We start from the raw sequence: 18,086 nt of genomic DNA on the forward strand, positions 1-18,086 counted from the left end.
CTTGGCTACACGTTTATCACCAGCATTCATGGGCGCATGGACAGCAGCAGCAACGCCGACCATTGGCACGCGGCGTTTCCCTTTGCGCTGACCCTGTTTCTCTCATCGGCCACAGGATTGGCCCTGACCACGCAGCTGTTGTTCTTGCTGGGTTTGCTGGAGGGCCTGAACGCTTCCGCGACTTTCGCCACTTGTGCCGCACTCTGGGCGATCTGTGCGTTGCTCGCATGGCGCGATTCGCTTCGTTTTTCTGCGCGATCGAAAATCCGCTTCGGCGTGGGGGATTTTGTTCCGCCGCTGTTGATGTTGATCAGCGTCGGGATTCTTCTCACCGCCAAAAGCTCGGGAGCCCCCGGTCACTGGGATGACACCAGCTTTCATCTGCCGCTCGCGCGCTATTTTCTCGAGACGCAATCGCTGGGCGTCAACCCATGGTTGCGCTATCCCCTTTTCCCGGCGAATGCGAATCTTCTGTTCTCTGCATCGCTGCTCGCGGGCGGCGAGACGTTTGCGCAGATCATTGCCAATGCCGTGCCGCTGTCGCTGACTCTCGTGGGAATCTACGGCTTTATGGAACATGTGGCGAAATCCCGTTGGTCTGGATGGCTGGCCTGCGCGGTTTTCTGCACCTTTAAGCCACTCCTCCAAACACTGGGCTTTGCCTACATCGACCATCTTTTCGCGATGTACTGCTGGGCCTTCGTTGCATGTGCGGCATGCGTGCTGCAGGCCGATCCGGATGGTGGCAAGCGCTCTGCCTTACTCGTTTGCGGATTGCTCGCGGGCACGGCCATCGGCACCAAGCTTTTTGGAGTCGTCATCGTGTTTTTCATGAGCCTTGCGCTCGCGCATAGGCTGGGCCGGAAAAATCGCCAGCTTCTGATCTATCTGGCGTCATTGTTCACATTCGGCATCGGGTGGTACCTGCGCAGCTTTGTGGTTTCCAACGATCCGGTCCATCCCGCGGGGGGAGCCTTTTCGGTTACTACCTGTGGAATGCACAGGACATGTGGCTGCAGAGACTGGATCTGAACAGCCTCGGGATCAGCAAGAACCCATTGATGCTGCTCGGCTCCATGCGTACTTTGGGCGTTGCCGCCGCCGCGACAGGCCTGCTGACTATATTTTTTCCGCAGACCAGACGAGCGCATTTGCTGGCACTGCCCATCACCTTGCTCGCCTATCTGCTGATCTGGCAACAGTTTTTTCCGCTCGGTCGCTACCTGCTGCCGATCCTTCCGTTGGCTGCCGTGCTTTGCGCCCTGTTGGTGCACGCATTCGTGCCACAGGGCTGGCTTGAACGCAGATCTTCGAACATCTCGAAAGTGATGGGCACGCCGCTTCAAATCCTGCTGCTGTGCGGACTATTGTTCGCAGCCTCCAAGGCATCAATTGAAATCTTTGCGGAAAAAGCGGCCACGTGGCAGGCGACCCTTGCGTCCCGCGGCGGTTATGAAGTGTTTCGTGTTGCGAGCGAGCGCAAAAAAACGCCGCAGGAACAGATCGTGCAAATCGGTTTTGAAAACGGGATCTATTTCTATGACGGAGTGACCATCGGCGACTGGTTCGGTATCGGTCGCTACTCGCAATTCACGAGACTGAACCTGGACAAGCCGCCCTACGTTGGAGAAATCGTGGCGCCTCAGGCTCTGCTCGACGCAGTCAGCAAATTCCACGTTGAGATGATTGCCGTCAATGCGGGACGTTTCCAATTCGAGCCCGACAAGTACCGCACGCTGTTCGAGGTCGAGGCTGTCACGCCGACGGCCTATCTGCTTAGGCCGAAAGCACGAATCGATTGATGGATCCAGGTGTCAGATTCGACCCAGCGCCTTCTCAACGCCCTTGTTCGCGAGCGCGTCGGCGCGCTCGTTGCCTGGGTCTCCGGCATGCCCCTTGACCCAGTGCCACTCGATGCGGTGACCGGCGCTGGCCACCAGTTCATCGAGGCGTTTCCAGAGCTCGACGTTCTTGACCGGGTCACCTCCGGCGGTGCGCCAGTTTTTCTTTTTCCAGCCATGAATCCACTCGGTGATACCCTTGCGCACATATTGGCTGTCCAGATAGAGTGCCACCTCGCAAGGACGCTTGAGCGCCGAAAGCGCCTCGATCACGGCAAGCAGCTCCATCCGGTTGTTGGTGGTGTCAAGCTCGCCGCCGAACAGTTCCTTCTCCGATTTTCCCGAGCTCAACACGGCACCCCAGCCACCCGGGCCGGGGTTGCCCTTGCATGCCCCGTCCGTATAAATCACTACTTGCGTCACTGAAAAACTACTCCTGATGAAAACGATGTGGCCGCACCTGCGCCACAGGTACCTGCGATGGCGCTGGCGCGGTCTGAGGCGCCGCGCGCCATGATGGCCCGATCAGCCGCACGCCCTGTACTTTCTTCGTCGCAACTATCACATAGGCGGCACCCAGAATCGGCCACCAGCGGGCTCCGAGCGCGTCCATCCATGCATAGGTTTCCAGCCAATGACTGGAGCGTATCGCGGGCCTGTAACAACCGAAACTGATTGAGTCCAGCTCGAACCCCAGAAGGCGCAGCCAGTCACGCAGGCGACCCGGCGCGATGAACTCGCCTTTCTCGGGCAAATACAGCCGCCCCCCAGCCCGAGGCGACGATGCAGCCGTGATCTCGCCTGGCGCATGCCCAGAGACTGAACGGATTGAGCCCGCTGATCACCACCTGGCCCTCGGGCACGAGCACGCGCTGCACCTCGCGCAGCGCCGCATGTGGGTCCGCGCAGTCTTCGAGCGAATGCGGCAGCAGCACCAGATCGAGGCTGGCTTCGGCAAACGGCAGCATTTCCGGCTCGGCGAGCAGGTTGGCCGTTTGCAAGGATTCTTTTGACTCCTCTGGCTGCTCGCTATCGGCAAGCGCCTGTCTCTCTAGTATCATGGCCTGCGCCTGACCCACGGCGAGAAAGCGATGCGGCATGCGATTGGCTCGCAAGCCCGCCAACCGGGGCATGCCGAGCTGCAACGCATGGTAGCCAAACCGGTCCGCGACGAGTTCGTCAAAGCGCGCCTGCTCCCAGTCCAGTACGTAGCGTCCCGGGGAGTCGTTAGCCAGTCGTGCAAACTTATAATTTCGCCGTTCATGAATCTGTTGCCACTGCCCGCTTTCTCCGACAACTACATCTGGATGATGCACGATGGAAAAACTGCCATCGTGGTGGATCCGGGCGACGCCGACGCCGTGTTCGACGAGTTGCGCAGCACCGGGTTGTCACTGGCCGCCATTCTAGTCACCCATCACCATGGCGATCACGTCGGTGGCGTCGAGGATCTGTATGCAGGAACCGGAGCGCGCGTCTACGGTCCCGCGCGCGAAATCATGCCCGAGCCGATCACCCGCGTCGCGCAGGGAGATGTGGTCACCGAACTCGGCCTTCAATTCCGCGTGATCGACGTTCCTGGTCACACCTCGGGGCACATCGCTTATTTCTGCCCCGACATGGACGGCACGCCGCTGCTGTTCTGCGGCGACACGCTGTTCTCGGGCGGCTGCGGTCGGCTGTTCGAGGGCACGCCTGAGCAGATGCGCACGTCGCTCGACGCGCTTGCCGCCCTGCCCGGCAACACACGCGTATGCTGCGCGCACGAATACACACTTTCAAACCTGAAATTCGCACGCGCGGTGGAACCAAGCAACGCGGCGCTTCTCAAGTACCAACAGGAATGCATGGCCCTGAGGGATGCGGACCGGCCCACATTGCCGTCAAGCATCGCCACCGAGCTGGCAATCAATCCTTTTCTTCGCACGCGCGAGTCCGAGGTCGTCAACGCGGCCAAGGGGTTCGATGCGCGCGTCAACCCAAGCGATGCGACGTCCGTCCTGGCGGCGTTGCGTGAATGGAAAAACAACTTCCGATGAGACTTCTCCAAATTCTTGGACTCGCCAGCGTCGTCTGGCTCGCCGGTTGCGCAACCAACAATGCTTCCGATTCCAGTGCACTGGATGCCACACCGGCCACGGAAACCACCAGCAGCACCGCTGCCGCCGCCAGGCACATCACGCCGAGCTATCCGACCGGCCCGCTCAGCGCCATTTCTCCCTATGAACTCGGCAGTGGCGCCTACGACGTCACGGGCATCAAGGCTCCGTCCGATCTGTGGGATCGCATCCGCCGTGGCTTTTCCATGCCCGACCTGCAAAACGATCTGGTGCGTGATCGCGAGCAGTGGTACGCCACGCGACCCGACTACATGCAGCGCATGACCGAGCGCTCGAGCAAGTACCTGTTCCACATCGTCGAAGAGCTGGAGCGTCGCGGCATGCCGAGCGAACTCGCACTTCTGCCCTATATTGAAAGCGCATTCAACCCCCAGGCCGTCTCGACGGCCAAGGCGGCCGGCATGTGGCAGTTCATGCCCGCCACCGGCACCTACTTCGACCTGAAGCAAAATGCCTTTCGCGACGACCGCCGTGACGTGCTGGCATCGACCAAGGCGGCGCTCGACTATCTGCAGAAGCTCTACGGCATGTTCGGCGACTGGCATCTGGCGCTCGCCGCCTACAACTGGGGTGAAGGCAGTGTGGCGCGTGCCATTGCCCGCAATGAAAAGCAGGGCCTCGGCACACGCTACGAAGACCTGAACATGCCCAACGAGACGCGCATGTACGTGCCCAAGCTGCAGGCGGTGAAGAATATCGTGGCCAATCCCGATCGCTTCAACTCCGAACTGCCGCTGATCGAGAACCACCCGTATTTCCAGGCCGTGGACATCACGCGCGACATCGACGTCACGCTGGTCGCAAGCCTCGCTGCCATCCGCGAGGAAGACTTCCGCGCGCTCAACCCATCGTTTCACAAGCCGGTGATCCTGGCTGCCGGCACGCCGCGCATCCTGCTGCCGTGGGACAACGCACAGGTCTTCCGCAAGAACCTCGAAGCCCACAACCACGGGCAATACGCGAGCTGGACGGTCTGGAGCGTGCCCAACACCATGACCGTGGCGAATGCCGCGAGCCGACTCGGCATCAACGAAAGTGACCTGCGCAAGATCAATGGCATCCCGCCACGCATGATGATCAAGGCCGGCTCGGCACTGATGATTCCGCGCGCCGCAACCACGCAGCAGGACGTGTCCAGCCAGTTGGCGGACAACGGCCAGATCAGCTTCACGCCGGAAATCGTGAACCGCCGCACCGTGGTTCGCGCCCAGAAGCGTGGTGAAACCGTCGCCGCCATTGCCGCACGCTACAAGGTCAGCGCATCCGACGTGGCCGACTGGAACGACGTCAAGACCTCCAGCCGCTTCAAGGGCGGAGAGCAGGTCACCATGTACCTGCCCGTGCGCCTGACCTCCACCTCGTTTGCCAACCACAGCGCGCGCCAGCCAAGGGCCAGGGCCACGGAAACGAGCGGCAAGACCTCATCTGCCGCGAGTAGCAAGGCATCATCGGCCAGCACGCGCAGCAGTGCCGCCAAGGCGCCAGCAAAAGCCGCAGCCGCGCCACGCAAGACCAGCACACCAGCGCCCGCCAAGCGCAAGCGCTGACACAAACCCGGCCCGCTGTTCGTTCAGGTCAGACCACCAAGGCCAGCCAGCGTGCTGGCCTTTTTTTGTCCAATTCTCTAGAGCTGGAACTTCAGCTTCGCCTGGGTGACCCACTCATTGCTGTAGGTCAGCCCCAGATTCACCTTGGGCGCGGTCTGGCCTTCGCGCAGCCGCGCCACGGCCCTGAGTGCGGTGGCCGGCCCGTCGTCGGGCATCAGGCCATCGGGCGAGAGCGTCGCGCGCCCCTTCTCGAACGCGGCGAGATAGGCCGCTCGATCATCGAGCCAGTATTCCGTGGGAACCACACGTGCCAAATCAGCCGGACTGGCGGTCTGCATCCATTTGAGGGCACGCACCACGGCGTTCACGAAAGCCTGCACCTCACGCGCGCGCTGCTGAACGAACGTCTGCGATGCATACATGCATGCCCCCGGCATGGGACCACCATAGAAATCGGCGGAGCCTTTCAGCGAGCGCGTATCCGCAAGAATCTGCACTTCGCTTCGCTGTTCGAGCAAGGTGATCAACGGATCGACGTGACTCAGGGCCTGCACATGTCCCTGCCGGAATGCGGCGATGGCACTCGCGCCGCTGTCCACGCCGATGAACTGCACCTGCCGGGCTGAAATGCCGGCCTGCAACAACCACAGACTTGCGAAAAATTGCGCCGATGATCCCGGCGCCGCCACGCCAATGCGCAACTCGCGCTGGTGATTCAGCGGTTTCTTCGGCCAGTAGCGCGGGGAGGCGGCCAGCACCAGTTGCGGCGTGCGTCCCATCAACACCAGACAGCGGCACGGAAAACCCAGTGCCTGCGACTCGATCAGGCGGTCGTAATCGCTACAGCCAATATCGGCCCGGCCGCTGTGCACGGCGGCCATGGCCAGCGGGGCACCGGTGTAGTTCTCGATGTCCAGCGACAGGCCCTCATCCCGAAAATATCCCAATCGCTCGGCCACCGTGAGCGGCAGGTGGTGAAGATCACCCTTGCCACCCACCGCCACGCGCAGCGGCACGCGTGAACGCTCGCCCCATTGGGCCTGCGCCGGTACCAGCCACTGCGAGCCGCCCGCGCACGCCGCGAGGGCCAAGGCCGCTCGCAGTCCGAGTTGTCGACGGGTAAGGGAGTTAGTTTCCATAGGAAAATGCTGCAGTGCAGCAATAATGCCCGATTCTGAGCCCTTATGGCATCAGGGGCAATCCTTGCGGAGAACTACCTAAAGGGAAGCAGTGACATATTCCTGACACATGCTGCCGGACGAATCCCGGTCACGCCTTCCCGGCTCAGCGGTATCCGAGAAACAGGATTCCGACATTGACCAGAAATCCCGCGCCCCAGATCATGCTGCGCGCCGTGGGCAGGTCGCCCACGTACATCACGATGTAGAGCAGGCGGATCAACACATAGGCCAGCGCCAGCATGTCCAGAGGCGTCTGCGCCGCGCCAAGCTGGTGCGCAATGATGACGGCACCAATGAAGAACGGCAGCGATTCGTAGCTGTTGGCCTGCGCCGCGTTGGCACGCGCGCGCCAGCCGGTCTGCTTGGTGAGCCATTGGCGCGGATCGTGATTGTCCCGTTTCATGCTGAACCCACCCCGCTTCGCCAGCATCGCGCAGCCAATCGGCAGCAACACCGCAACCAGAACGCACCAATAGGCAACAGTGAAGTGTGCAAGCTGCGTGGACATGCTCTTTTCCTTGCGGGGCTGCGGGTGCAGCCATTAAAAATTCGAAATTCAACCGGGACACGGCCGCCAACAACGCAGCCGCGCGCAACTACCTACGATCTGCAAGAGCATGGGCAATCGTGCCCAGATCGACGAATTCCAGCTCACTGCCCACGGGAACTCCGCGTGCCAGCCGCGTGACCTGGATACCGCGCGGTCTGAGCGCTTCGCCGATGGCATAGGCCGTCGCCTCGCCCTCGGCGGTGAAACTGGTGGCCAGAATGACCTCCTGGACCATGCCATCGGTAGCGCGCTCGATCAGCTTCTTGACGCCGATGTCCCTGGGCCCTACGCCATCGAGCGGCGAAAGGCGGCCCATGAGCACGAAATACAGGCCTTTGAATGCGCCCGTGCGCTCCATGGCCGATTGATCGGCGGGCGTCTCGACCACGCACAGCCGCGACATGTCACGGCCCGGATCGCTACAGACCTCGCAAATCGCCGCTTCCGTGAAGGTATGGCAGCGCTCGCAATGGCGGATCGAATTCGATGCCTCGTGCAGCGCCCGCGAGAGCATCTCGGCGCCCTCGCGATCATGCTGCAGCATGTGAAACGCCATGCGCTGCGCCGACTTGATGCCCACGCCCGGCAGTCGCCTCAGCGCCTGTATCAGGGCGTCCAATGAACTGGTGTCAGACATGCGAGCGCAGTGATCGTGCTTGAAGCAAACGAGCGATCAATCAGAACGGAAACTTCATGCCGCCGGGCAGACCCGGCATGCTGGCGGTGATCTTGCCCATCTTCTCCTGCGAGGTCTCCTCGGCCTTGCGCACTGCGGCGTTGAAGGCAGCGGCCACGAGGTCTTCCAGCATGTCCTTGTCGTCGGCGAGCAGGCTGGGGTCGATGGTCACGCGCTTGACGTCGTGCTTGCAGGTCATCACGATCTTGACCAGACCGGCTCCGGACTCGCCTTCCACTTCGATGTTGCCCAGTTCGTCCTGGGCCTTCTTCATGTTGTCCTGCATGGCCTGCGCCTGCTTCATCAAACCGGCGAGCTGTCCCTTGTTGAACATGGTGAATTCCTTTGCTTTTTATGGATTGAAATGAACGGGTGAAAAAATAAAGCGCGAAGCAGCGATTGTGCGATGAAAGAACGAGCCAACGGAAATGTGACGGTCTTTGCCCCGAATCGATGCTCGCAAATCACGCGGGCTTGATGCTCCCGGGCACGATCTTGGCACCGAAGTCGCGCATCAGTTTCTGCACGCGCGGATCGCTCTGCACAATGTCTTCGGCCAGCCGCTGGCGCTGCGCAGCCGCATAGGCATTGCGCCGCGATGGACTGTCCATGACCTTGCCGACCTCCACGGAAATCTGCGCGGCATGACCCGCGGCATCCAGCGCCGCACGCAGCTTTTCGCGCGCCGCTGGCTGATTCAGCGATTCGCGCTCGACGCGCAGCAGCCAGTGATTCTGGTCACGGGCGATCAATTGCGACTGAAGCGCAAGCTCACGCACCAGCGCATTGATCGCGCCGGCGGCAATCAGTTCCTGCACCGTCTGGTACCAGACTTCGCCCTCCGCCGTGGGCACCAGGCGCTGAAGCGCGGCATGACCATTGACGCTGTGCGCCTGCGTGCGCATGCCGGGCTCGGGCGCGTTGCGCACCGGAATCTCGAAGGTGTCGGAGTCCGCCTGCGGCAGAGGGTCCGCATCGGACATTTCCAAAGGCCGATGCGCGACCTCCTCGGGGGTTCGCACCGGCAGGCGCATCGCCGAATGATTTGCAGACTGCGGCGAGGCCGGTGGCTCGGGCGATGGTTCCGGTTCCAACTCGGGCTCGGGCAGCGGCGCGGCGGCTTGCGCCACCGCCTGCGGCGCCGGTTCCGCCGTCATCGCCGGGGCGGTTTCAGCGGGCGTCAGAGTTTTTTTTTCAGCCTCGGCCGGGTTTCCGGCCGTTGTGCTTGTCGTCGCGCCGTCCTGCGGCTTCTTGAACGCCAGCAAACGCAGCAGCACCATGGTCAGCGCGGCATATTCGTCGGGCGCAAGACCCAGCTCGGCGCGGCCATGCAGGCACATGCTGTAGAGCAACTGGGTTTCGTCGGCGGGCATGACCGTGGCGAGCCGGGCCATTTCCTGCGCCTCGCTGTCATGCGGGTCGACACCCGCCGCCATGTGGGGCACGGCCTGCAATACGGCCATGCGTTGCAGCACGGTGCTCGCTTCTTCCAGTGTCGAGGCGGCAGACAGCCCGTTGGTGCGCAACTCGTCCACCGTTTCCACCACGGTGCGGCCATCGCCGCGCGCCAAGGCATCGATCAGGCGGAAAACGTAGGTGCGATCCACACTGCCCAGCATCTGCCTGACACCGGCTTCATCGAGCTTTCCGCTGCCGAATGCAATGGCCTGATCGGTCAGGCTCAGCGCATCGCGCATCGAGCCGCGCGCCGCACGCGAGAGCAGCCGCAGCGCGCCCTGATCGGCATCGACGTGTTCCTCAGCAAGCACGCGCGTCAGGTGCTCGAGCACCGTCTCGGGCGCCATCGGGCGCAGATTGAACTGCAGGCAACGGCTCAGGACCGTCACCGGCACCTTTTGCGGATCGGTGGTTGCAAGCACGAATTTGAGATATTCCGGCGGCTCCTCCAGCGTCTTCAGCATCGCGTTGAAGGCCGTGTTGGTGAGCATGTGCACCTCATCGATCATGAAGACCTTGAAGCGACCCTGCACCGGCTTGTAGACCGCCTGCTCGAGCAGCCCCTGCACCTCGTCCACACCGCGATTGGAAGCGGCGTCCAGCTCGGTGTAATCCGGGAAGCGGCCACTGTCGATGTCCATGCACGCCGGGCAAACCCCGCACGGCGTGGCGGTGATTCCGCCCTGCCCGTCCGGCCCCTGGCAGTTGAGCGACTTGGCCAGAATGCGCGACACCGTCGTCTTGCCGACACCGCGGGTTCCGGTGAAGAGATAGGCATGATGCAACCGCTGCTGCGTCAGCGCATTGGTCAGCGCCTGAACGACATGCTCCTGCCCCACCATCTCTGAGAAGGTCTTGGGACGGTATTTACGGGCCAGCACTAGATAAGACATATCAGCCAATTCTACGGCCCCTTGCCGACCGGATATTCCTTGATTTGCTGCAACGCCACACGGACTCGGTTTACAATGGGACGTGACGGGCCTCCTCGCATGGGGAAGCGGCCAACCGGGTCAGGTGGGGAACCAAGCAGCCCTAACTGTGAAACCAGTGCCGAGGGTAAGGCTCGTCACCTTTGTTCAGAAAATCTCTTCAAGTCGCAAGAGCCTCATTCTGATCAAAACCCCACTCAGAAATTTCCATCACCCGCTCCCGCGTCAACGGGAGAGCGAGCAGGCTTACGCGCCCAAGGCCCCTTCGGCGTCCACAAAAAGACGCGCACCCTCGCCCGCCAATCGGCCCGTTGCACAGCTTGCCGTGATCAGGTAGCCGCCGGTGGGGGCCTCCCAGTCGAGCATCTCGCCTGCGCAGAAGACACCGGGGAGTTTGCGCAGCATGAAATGCGCGTTCAGTTCCGGGAGTCGCACACCGCCCGCCGTGCTGATGGCTTCGTCGATGGGCCGAGGCGCGATCAGCGTGATCGGCAACGCCTTGATCGCGCGCGCCAGCACTACCGGATCGGCCATCTCGTCCTTGGTCAGTTGCTCATACAGCATTGCCATCTTGATGCCGTCGAGATGCAACCGGCTTTTCAGATGCGTGCTCAGGCTTCGGGAGCCGCGCGGGTGACGCAGTTCTTCCAGCACGCGTTCCGGTGTGATCGCGGGCAGCAGATCCAGTTCGAACGTGGCGCTGCCCTTTGCTTCGATTTCATCTCGCAGCATCGCGCTCACGGCGTAGATCAGGCTGCCTTCCACACCGGTCGCAGTGGCAACGAATTCGCCGCGGCGCTGGAACGAGCGGCCCTTGCCGTCGGTGAACGCGATGGCCACGGATTTGAATGGCTGTCCTGCAAAACGCTCGGTGAACAACTCGCTCCAGCCGAGCGATTGGGACGCATCCGATTGCCCGAACATGCTGCGCAGAAAATCCCTGCGCGTCTCGCCCGAGGACGCCTGCGCGCGCGCCACGTCGAAGCCGCAATTAGATGGACGCAGCGGCGCAACGTCGATGCCATCGGCTGCCAGCAGCGGTGCCCATTGGCCGTCGGAGCCCAGGCGCGCCCAGCTTGCGCCGCCGGGCGCCAGCACAACGGCGCGCGCGCGCACCTGAACCGCCGCCTGCGGCGTGGTGAACTGCAGCATGCGAGTGCCGGGTTGGTCGCTCGCACCCCAGTCTTCCCAGCGATGGCGCATGTGAAAAATCACGCCCTGCGAGCGCAGCCGCTGCAACCAGGCCCGCAGCAGGGGCGCGGCCTTCATGTCCTTGGGAAACACGCGACCCGAGGTCCCGACAAAGGTGTCGATTCCGAGGCCCTGCGCCCAATGCTGCAATTGGTCGGCACCGAATGCTTTCAGCCAAGACTGCATGTCCGTTTGCGCGTCGCCATACCGTTGCACAAAATTCTCGAACGATTCGGAATGGGTCAGGTTCAGGCCGCCCTTGCCTGCCAGCAGAAACTTGCGGCCGACCGAGGGCATGGCATCGAATACGTGAACCGTCACGCCTGGCGTGGCCGCCGCTGTCTCTGCGGCCATCAGTCCGGCAGGACCGCCGCCGATGATGGCGATGTCGCATTGCATTGGGACGGAAGTGCTTGATGAATCTGACATGAAATAAGAATGAGAAAGCGGAAAGAAAGGGCCACGATCAAAACAGCGAACCCTGCCCGGAAGCCGATTCGTCTTTCAAGGAAGCTCCATTGTCCGCCCGGCCAGCCATGCCCGTTGAACCTGCCGCAGAACCCGCCGTCGGCGTGCCGCTGTCGTCAAGCTCCACCAGGCGTCCGTCGCCGGTCAGAAAGGCCGCGTGCACCGCGCCTTCATGTCCAAGCTGCTGCTCTACGGCACGTAGATACTGGCGCAGTTGCTCGATCAATTGCGGCTGGCTCTGCGGCGTCACGGCGCTCTTGTAATCGAGCACCCACCACTGGGCACTGCGCCCGTCTGCGGCGCGTTTGCGCACAAGGCGGTCAAGGCGTAGATTCTGCCCCTGATAGACCAGCGACGCCTCGTTGATGGACCGGTCGATCACCGACGCATCCCAGGCCCACGCGCCCTCGCCCTCAAGAATCGTCTGCGCGATCCGGGCCGCGTTGCCCGCCTGTTCGGGCGTCAACTCAAACTCGCGCGCCAGCCGCGAAACGCGCGCGTCGCTCCATCCGGTTGCACGCAATTGCGTCAACGGCGAACCAACCACGCCTGCAAGTTCCAGCAATTGATGCATGGCCTCGCCCTGCCGCGAGGCGGGGGTGGAAACCTTCGCCAAAGCCTTCTTGACGATCTTGTCGCGCGGCGGATTCGGGCATCCGCGACGCCGCCCGCATCGGCCGTCGCAGCCATATAGGGCGCAAGCTCCAGAATGCGTGCGGTTTCGCTTTCCTGCGCTCCGGGCGCCGCGTGTGGGTCGGTGTGGGGCGGCGGAAGATCCTGCACGCAGGCGTCGAGCCGATTCCACCAACTGTCCGGCGCCGACGCCTTGCCGCCCTGCGTGGCGGAGATCGTCAGGCACTGCTTGGCGCGTGTCATCGCAACATACAAGGTGTTCAATTCCTCGCGCTTGCGCTCGCGTTTTTCGGCTTCGAGCAGATCGACGGCGCTTGGCGGCGGATTCGTCTCGCTCGCCAGAAAGACGAAGTGCAGCGGATGCTCGCTCTGCCCCGGCCAATCGACGAGTGCGCCCATGGTCTCGGCCTTCTGCGCGGGTGCGTCGGTGTCGAGCATGAGCACGCTGTGCGCCTCCAGCCCTTTCGCACCATGGACCGTGAGCAACCGCACGGCGGCGAGATCGGCACGGCCCGGCGCACGCATGCCCGGTCGCTTCATCGCGCGTACAAAGGCATAGGGCGTGAGATACCGGCCACCATCGAGCTGCAACGACGCCGCGAGCAGCGCGCGCAGATTGGCCAGCACCGCATCGCGCTGCGTGGCGACGCTGGCTGCCGCGAATCGCGCAAACGCATCGGCATGGTCGAAGATGGATTGCAGTGCATCGTGCGGCGGCAGGTCCCGCACCCATTGGCGATAGACCTGAAGGCGTTGCGACGCATCCCGAAGCGGCTCGCACAACGCATCTCCGCCCTGCGTGACGATCTCGTACCAACTCGCTTGCTGCCACTGCGGCTGCCTGCGCAGCAGCGCGATTTGGGTCAGCGCCTCGTCGTCCACTCCAAACAGCGGCGACTTGAGCGCGCGCGCCAGAGACAGATCATGCGTATTCGACACCAGCACATCCAGCAGCGCGATCAGGTCCTGCACTTCGGGCGCCTCGCACAGTTCGGTCTTTTCGGGCTGTACGCACGGAATGTGCAGGTCGCGCAGCGCATCCTCCATCTCGGCCAGACGTGCACGCTTGCGCGCGAGCACCATGATTTCCTTCGGCGCAATGCCCGCGCGTATCTGTGCGGCAACCCACTGCGCGGCCTGCGCGCTCTCGCGCATGCGCAGCGTTTCCTCGGCCTCGTTGCGCGCCACCGTCAGGCTGTCGCGCCATGCGGCAGGCTCCGGCTGGGGCACCTGCGCGGCATCGGCGTCGGCTCCATCCACCACATCGTCGTTGCTCACCTTGGGCAGACGCCAGAGTTGCCCCGGCACCTGTGATTCGGTCGTGTGATCGCGAAAGCCCGAATATTCCTGCTGCGCCTGCGCGGCCTGCATGACATGGTTGACCGCTGCGATGATCCCGGTGGCGTTGCGGCGCGTGTGGTCGCAGGCCAGCAAATCACCTTCGAGGCCTTCGCGCACAAATGCCTGCGCGGCCAGGAACACCTGCGGTTCGGCGCGGCGAAAGCGGTAGATGCTCTGCTTGGGATCGCCGACGATGAACACGCTGGGCGCGTGCGAGCCGCCGCCGACGCCCGCGTAGCCCTCAAGCCATGCGTGCAGCGCCTGCCATTGCAGCGGGTTGGTGTCCTGGAACTCGTCAACCAGCAGATGCCGCACACGCGCATCAAGCCGTTCCTGCACCCAGCCGCTCAGCACCGGATCGGACAGCAGAATCAACGCCGTGCGCTCCACATCGTTCATGTCGATCCAGCCGCGCTCGCGCTTGAGCGCGCCGAACTGCGCAATCAGTTCACGCGCCAGTCGCGCGATGCGCTGCTGGTGTTGCCACGCGACGTGCTGACGCTGCGCGGCGCACAGTTCCTGCAGTTCGACCTCGGCCTCCTGCGCTGCGGCGAACTTGCGCAGGTGCGTGGTCAGCCGATCTTCCTTGGCCACAAAAAAAGCATTGCGCAATGCGAACAGCCGCTGTTCCGGATCTGTGAGCATGAAAGCGTCGATCACGCCCTCGGCCGCCTTTTGCGGCGTCTTGGTCGACTCGCCACCGAGCTCCTTGGCCCATGCCATCCAGCGCGCACGCGCGGCATCGCCCTCAAGCGCTTTGCCGGGTGCATCGAACCCCTGAAAATTCGGGAACTGTCCGGCAAAATGCGGCACCGAGCCGTCGATCACGCCAGCCTCGTCGGCGAGCGCAAATTCCACCCGTTTGGACAAAGCCGCCTCGAGCGCCTTGTGCGTCTGGAATCTGCCATGCAAGGCGACAGCCGCGTGGTAATCAGCGCGTAGCTGCTCATTCGTGGTGATCGCGGCCAGAAACGGCCGCCAGACCTCGCGCACCGCCTGCGCGTCTTCTTCGAGCAGTTCGAAATGCGCCGGCAGTCCCAGGTCGTGCAGCACTTGCAGCGGCGCGGTGCCGAGCAGCGCCGCAAACCAGCTGTGAAAGGTGCGGATCTGCACCGGCCTGCCGCTGTCGAGCGTCCTGCGATACAGGGTTCGCAGGCTCACAGCCTGCTCCTTGACGCGCAGCGCGTCCACGCCACGGGCCAGCAGTTCCGCTTCCAGTTCGTGCTCAGGCCGGTCGGCGAATTCCTCAAGCCATTCCTGCAAACGCTGGCGCATTTCGCCCGCGGCCTTCTTGGTGAAGGTGATCGCCAGAATTTCGTGCGGCGCGCAGCCATCGAGCAGCGCGCGCAGCATGCGCGAGACCAGCATCCAGGTCTTGCCCGCGCCCGCGCACGCCTCGACCGCCACGCTGCGCTGCGGGTCGCAGGCAATCGCGTAGAACGCCTGACGCGACACCGGCTGACCATTGTGTTCATAGGCCGCCGTGCTGACTGTGCTGGTTGCCGTCATGCCCAGAAATCCTTGCGGCACAGCCCACGCGCCGCGCAATATCCGCACACCGCACCCTCGCCGAGCGCGGGCATCGCAGCCCCTTCGGCGATGCGCCTCATGTCGTGCAGAACGCCCTCGATCAGTTCGTCGCGCAGGTGCACCACGTCGTCCTGCTCGAACATCCGCGTTTCGCCGCGCTCGCCCACGTTCACGTAGGCCGCGCGCAGCACATCGTCCTGTAGCAACGCAGCATAGAACGCGAGCTGCAAATCCTCGGACCTGGCCGTGACGCGCTTGCGCGTGACCTGCTCGTTCTCGGTCTTGTAGTCGATCACGAGCCGCACGGGACTGCCCTCGCCTCTCACGAGGTCAACGCGGTCGAGCTTGCCCACGAGCGTGAGTTCGCTGCCAAGCGGCTGCGACGCATCAAGCTCGGCCAGCTTGAAGCTCGAGCCGCCCTGTTCGTGCTTTTCCAACCATTGCAGATAGCCATCCCGCAGCGCGGGCCAGCCCGCAGAGAACGGCAGAAAATCGCCTTCGTCGAGGTTCAACGCGCTGCTCGCCTTGTCCGCGCTCGCATCCATGAGCGCGATGCGTTGGTGTCCGTCGTCGGTGGGTGATTCGCTGAGGGCCAGATGAAAATGCTGCAGCGTCGCATGCAACCAGGTGCCGAAGTCGCGCTTGTCGACTTCCGCGCCCAGTTCGTCGGCCTCCTGCAGGCGCAACTGGCGCAGCGCGTAGAAGCGATATGGGCAGTGCCGCAGATCGGAATAGGCCGACGCGGACAGCTTGTGCACCGGCAGCGACGCGCCAATCGGCAAGGGGCGTTCGGTGAGGGTCACGGGCACGTCGCGCGGCACGCGATCATCCTCCCCTTCGCGCCGCCCGCATCGAGCTCGAGCGCCAGCACCAAGGGGCTTGCAAGCAGCGGCTCGCCGCCCTCGTCGCTCGTGCGCCAGAGAATGTCCACATGCGGCATGCGCACGGCCTGCCGCCAGGCGGCGCGTTGAGCATGCTCCAGGGCTTCGCGCGTCGGCAGACCCAATGCTTCGCGCTGAGCGCGCGTCCATGTGCCCGGCGGCTCGGGCGCGGCCAGCATGCGCTTTTCATCGCAGCCGGGCAGCACCAGCGCCGCAAACGCACGCGCGAGCAATTGCGGCATCGGCAGCACGATCACCGGCGCGTCGGAATCGGAATCGGGCCGGAAGCGACCGGCCTCCATCACCTCGTTGGCCCAGTTGGTGAACTGCGCGAGTGTCATGCGCCGGTCGGAACCACCAAGACCTTGCAGATCGGCCTCCAGCCCGTCAAGCAGGCGCAGTTCGGCCAGCACCCTGGCACCGGCCTGATCGGCGTTCAGGCTCTCCCAAAGGCCCGTCTGCTGCAACTGAGCGCGCAACACCAGCAGCCATTCGGTCAGCGTTCGCGAGCCCTTGAATCCCGAGCGCCAGACGTCAACCTGCGCGCACAGCGCGACGACCTCAGGCTGCGTTTGCGGCTCGTTGCGGCGGGCCTGCATCCATTGCCGCGTGCCCAGACCGCGCAGCCAGCGTTCGAGCTGCGGCAGTGCGGGAACGGTGTCGGCAGGCAGGTGCTTGAGCCAGTCGAGCACATCGTCGCTCGACGCATGCCACGCCGCAGCGCGCAGGATCAGCATGATCTGCGCAGCGGCGCGCGTGGTGGACAGCGTCCAGCCGTTTTCGTCCTTGACCGGAACACCCTCACCCACCAGCAATGCGACGACGCGGCGCGTGAGGGCGCGGTCCGTGGCCGCTAGCGCCACCGGCACCTGGCCGAGCGAGAGATGGCGCATCACGCAGGCGGCTGCGCGCTGCGCCTCATCCTCCGCATCCAGCGCCTGATGCAAGGCGACACGCTGATCGGGCGCGTTCGACGCGACGGCGGAAAACACATCATCGAGCGGAATCGACAAACCGCCTTCATCCCAATGCGCAAGCAGGCTCGCGGCAAGCGGATCGGGATGAAAACCTTCGAGCGCCACCAGCATCGGCGTGGCATTGTGCACACCATCGCCGAACAGCACGTCGGTCGGCGACTCCGTGGCAAGCACCCATTCGAGCGCAACCCTGGCGGCGGCGGATTCAAGCCGCAGCGCATCGCCCGCGAGCGGCGCATCGAGCAGACTGCGCGCAGCCACCGCCCATTGCGCGCGCTCAGCGGGGGCCACGGCGGCCACCAGGCCAGACAGTTGTTGCGCCATCTCGAGCATCAGGCCCAGCATGGCATCGGCCTGCGATCCAAAGCCTGCGGTTTCGAGCAGGCTGCGGCCCGTGAGCGCGTCACAGGCCACGTCGAGCCGAAAGCCGGTATGCGAGGCGGGCTCCGCACCAAGCGCGGTCGCCCAGTTGCGCGTGGTCTCGAAGCGCGGCATGAAGCCATCGGCAAAATGCGCCGCCCACTGCTCGCGCGCCTGGGCCATGAGTTGCGCATACGGCACAAGCACCACCACGCTGGACAGGTGCACGCCACGCTGCTGCGCCGCCTGCGCAATGCGTGTGAGCACAGCACGCCAACCCTCGGCGACAAGATTGTTTTTCGCTATGACAGTCATAGCACCATGCTGTGCGGCCATACCGTGATGCAGGGAATCAGTTTCTGTCACAATGACTCCTAATGTAAACGCTCCCGCCATATCA

At 63.5% G+C, this 18,086-nt stretch carries 15 protein-coding genes, 1 other RNA gene and 1 pseudogene; 5 read left to right on the forward strand and 12 right to left on the reverse strand.

What is annotated here, in order from left to right; genetic code table 11:
• Positions 1 to 117: 117 nt before the first annotated feature.
• Both H9K75_RS03510 and H9K75_RS03515 read left to right on the forward strand, forming a co-directional pair.
• Positions 118 to 1,032 carry a hypothetical protein gene (locus tag H9K75_RS03510; protein WP_187724783.1) on the forward strand — a complete coding sequence of 305 codons (915 nt, stop codon included), beginning with the start codon at positions 118 to 120 and terminating at the stop codon, positions 1,030 to 1,032.
• Positions 1,008 to 1,802, forward strand: a complete 795-nt coding sequence (locus H9K75_RS03515) for a hypothetical protein (protein ID WP_187724784.1) — start codon at positions 1,008 to 1,010, stop codon at positions 1,800 to 1,802. Before H9K75_RS03510 ends, H9K75_RS03515 begins: the two co-directional genes overlap by 25 nt.
• A 12-nt stretch (positions 1,803 to 1,814) precedes the next feature.
• Here H9K75_RS03515 and rnhA read toward each other — a convergent pair whose 3' ends face one another.
• Both rnhA and H9K75_RS03525 read right to left on the reverse strand, forming a co-directional pair.
• Positions 1,815 to 2,264, reverse strand: coding sequence for a ribonuclease HI (rnhA, locus tag H9K75_RS03520; RefSeq protein WP_187724785.1), 450 nt, complete (start codon positions 2,262 to 2,264; stop codon positions 1,815 to 1,817).
• 7 nt (positions 2,265 to 2,271) lie between these two features.
• A pseudogene (locus H9K75_RS03525) lies at positions 2,272 to 3,105 on the reverse strand (class I SAM-dependent methyltransferase).
• Between H9K75_RS03525 and gloB the strand changes: the two are divergent.
• On the forward strand, positions 3,104 to 3,880 hold the full coding sequence (gloB, locus tag H9K75_RS03530; RefSeq protein ID WP_187724786.1) for a hydroxyacylglutathione hydrolase: 777 nt from the start codon (positions 3,104 to 3,106) through the stop codon (positions 3,878 to 3,880). The pseudogene H9K75_RS03525 and the gene gloB overlap by 2 nt on opposite strands.
• The gene (locus H9K75_RS03535) at positions 3,877 to 5,508 is read left to right on the forward strand and encodes a transglycosylase SLT domain-containing protein (RefSeq protein WP_187724787.1); all 1,632 of its coding nucleotides are present in this window, start codon (positions 3,877 to 3,879) and stop codon (positions 5,506 to 5,508) included. The genes gloB and H9K75_RS03535 overlap by 4 nt, the downstream gene beginning before the upstream one ends.
• A 77-nt stretch (positions 5,509 to 5,585) precedes the next feature.
• Here H9K75_RS03535 and H9K75_RS03540 read toward each other — a convergent pair whose 3' ends face one another.
• The 5 genes from H9K75_RS03540 to dnaX form a co-directional block, all read right to left on the reverse strand.
• Positions 5,586 to 6,647 (reverse strand): ABC transporter substrate-binding protein, encoded by a 1,062-nt coding sequence (locus H9K75_RS03540; RefSeq protein WP_187724788.1) that lies wholly within the window; start codon positions 6,645 to 6,647, stop codon positions 5,586 to 5,588.
• Positions 6,648 to 6,792: 145 nt separating this feature from the next.
• The gene (locus tag H9K75_RS03545) at positions 6,793 to 7,197 is read right to left on the reverse strand and encodes an MAPEG family protein (RefSeq protein WP_187724789.1); all 405 of its coding nucleotides are present in this window, start codon (positions 7,195 to 7,197) and stop codon (positions 6,793 to 6,795) included.
• Positions 7,198 to 7,285: 88 nt separating this feature from the next.
• Positions 7,286 to 7,876 carry a recombination mediator RecR gene (gene recR, locus H9K75_RS03550; protein ID WP_187724790.1) on the reverse strand — a complete coding sequence of 197 codons (591 nt, stop codon included), beginning with the start codon at positions 7,874 to 7,876 and terminating at the stop codon, positions 7,286 to 7,288.
• A gap of 40 nt (positions 7,877 to 7,916) precedes the next feature.
• Entirely contained in the window at positions 7,917 to 8,249 is a 333-nt protein-coding gene (locus H9K75_RS03555) for a YbaB/EbfC family nucleoid-associated protein (RefSeq protein WP_187724791.1), read from the reverse strand.
• A gap of 130 nt (positions 8,250 to 8,379) precedes the next feature.
• Positions 8,380 to 10,266, reverse strand: a complete 1,887-nt coding sequence (gene dnaX / locus H9K75_RS03560; protein ID WP_187724792.1) for a DNA polymerase III subunit gamma/tau — start codon at positions 10,264 to 10,266, stop codon at positions 8,380 to 8,382.
• Positions 10,267 to 10,350: 84 nt separating this feature from the next.
• Here dnaX and ffs point away from each other — a divergent pair.
• Positions 10,351 to 10,447, forward strand: an RNA gene (gene ffs, locus H9K75_RS03565) — signal recognition particle sRNA small type.
• Between the two features lie 104 nt (positions 10,448 to 10,551).
• On the opposite strand, the gene H9K75_RS03570 is transcribed toward ffs, so the two are convergent.
• The 5 genes from H9K75_RS03570 to H9K75_RS25015 all read right to left on the reverse strand — a co-directional run bounded on the left by H9K75_RS03570 (position 10,552) and on the right by H9K75_RS25015 (position 17,953).
• A complete protein-coding gene (locus tag H9K75_RS03570) occupies positions 10,552 to 11,895 on the reverse strand; it encodes a TIGR03862 family flavoprotein (protein WP_226858506.1) in 1,344 nt (447 codons plus the stop codon).
• A gap of 67 nt (positions 11,896 to 11,962) precedes the next feature.
• Positions 11,963 to 12,538 (reverse strand): hypothetical protein, encoded by a 576-nt coding sequence (locus H9K75_RS25005; protein ID WP_319016871.1) that lies wholly within the window; start codon positions 12,536 to 12,538, stop codon positions 11,963 to 11,965.
• Positions 12,493 to 15,447, reverse strand: coding sequence for a UvrD-helicase domain-containing protein (locus H9K75_RS03575; protein ID WP_319016872.1), 2,955 nt, complete (start codon positions 15,445 to 15,447; stop codon positions 12,493 to 12,495). The genes H9K75_RS25005 and H9K75_RS03575 overlap by 46 nt, the downstream gene beginning before the upstream one ends.
• Positions 15,444 to 16,289 carry a RecB family exonuclease gene (locus H9K75_RS25010; RefSeq protein ID WP_319016873.1) on the reverse strand — a complete coding sequence of 282 codons (846 nt, stop codon included), beginning with the start codon at positions 16,287 to 16,289 and terminating at the stop codon, positions 15,444 to 15,446. The genes H9K75_RS03575 and H9K75_RS25010 overlap by 4 nt, the downstream gene beginning before the upstream one ends.
• Entirely contained in the window at positions 16,268 to 17,953 is a 1,686-nt protein-coding gene (locus H9K75_RS25015) for a hypothetical protein (RefSeq protein WP_319016874.1), read from the reverse strand. Before H9K75_RS25015 ends, H9K75_RS25010 begins: the two co-directional genes overlap by 22 nt.
• Between the last annotated feature and the right edge of the window lie 133 nt (positions 17,954 to 18,086).

Source organism: Diaphorobacter aerolatus (assembly GCF_014489535.1).
Classification (GTDB): Bacteria; Pseudomonadota; Gammaproteobacteria; order Burkholderiales; family Burkholderiaceae_C; genus Diaphorobacter_A; species Diaphorobacter_A aerolatus.

Excerpts from the sequence above, each read along its gene's own strand:
- H9K75_RS03515 (WP_187724784.1), top strand. The coding sequence starts at position 1,008 with ATGTGGCTGCAGAGACTGGATCTGAACAGCCTCGGGATCAGCAAGAAC.
- gloB (WP_187724786.1), top strand. The coding sequence starts at position 3,104 with ATGAATCTGTTGCCACTGCCCGCTTTCTCCGACAACTACATCTGGATG.
- H9K75_RS03535 (WP_187724787.1), top strand. The coding sequence starts at position 3,877 with ATGAGACTTCTCCAAATTCTTGGACTCGCCAGCGTCGTCTGGCTCGCC.
- H9K75_RS03540 (WP_187724788.1), bottom strand. The coding sequence starts at position 6,647 with ATGGAAACTAACTCCCTTACCCGTCGACAACTCGGACTGCGAGCGGCC.
- H9K75_RS03545 (WP_187724789.1), bottom strand. The coding sequence starts at position 7,197 with ATGTCCACGCAGCTTGCACACTTCACTGTTGCCTATTGGTGCGTTCTG.
- recR (WP_187724790.1), bottom strand. The coding sequence starts at position 7,876 with ATGTCTGACACCAGTTCATTGGACGCCCTGATACAGGCGCTGAGGCGA.
- H9K75_RS03555 (WP_187724791.1), bottom strand. The coding sequence starts at position 8,249 with ATGTTCAACAAGGGACAGCTCGCCGGTTTGATGAAGCAGGCGCAGGCC.
- dnaX (WP_187724792.1), bottom strand. The coding sequence starts at position 10,266 with ATGTCTTATCTAGTGCTGGCCCGTAAATACCGTCCCAAGACCTTCTCA.
- H9K75_RS03570 (WP_226858506.1), bottom strand. The coding sequence starts at position 11,895 with ATGCAATGCGACATCGCCATCATCGGCGGCGGTCCTGCCGGACTGATG.
- H9K75_RS25005 (WP_319016871.1), bottom strand. The coding sequence starts at position 12,538 with ATGCATCAATTGCTGGAACTTGCAGGCGTGGTTGGTTCGCCGTTGACG.
- H9K75_RS03575 (WP_319016872.1), bottom strand. The coding sequence starts at position 15,447 with ATGACGGCAACCAGCACAGTCAGCACGGCGGCCTATGAACACAATGGT.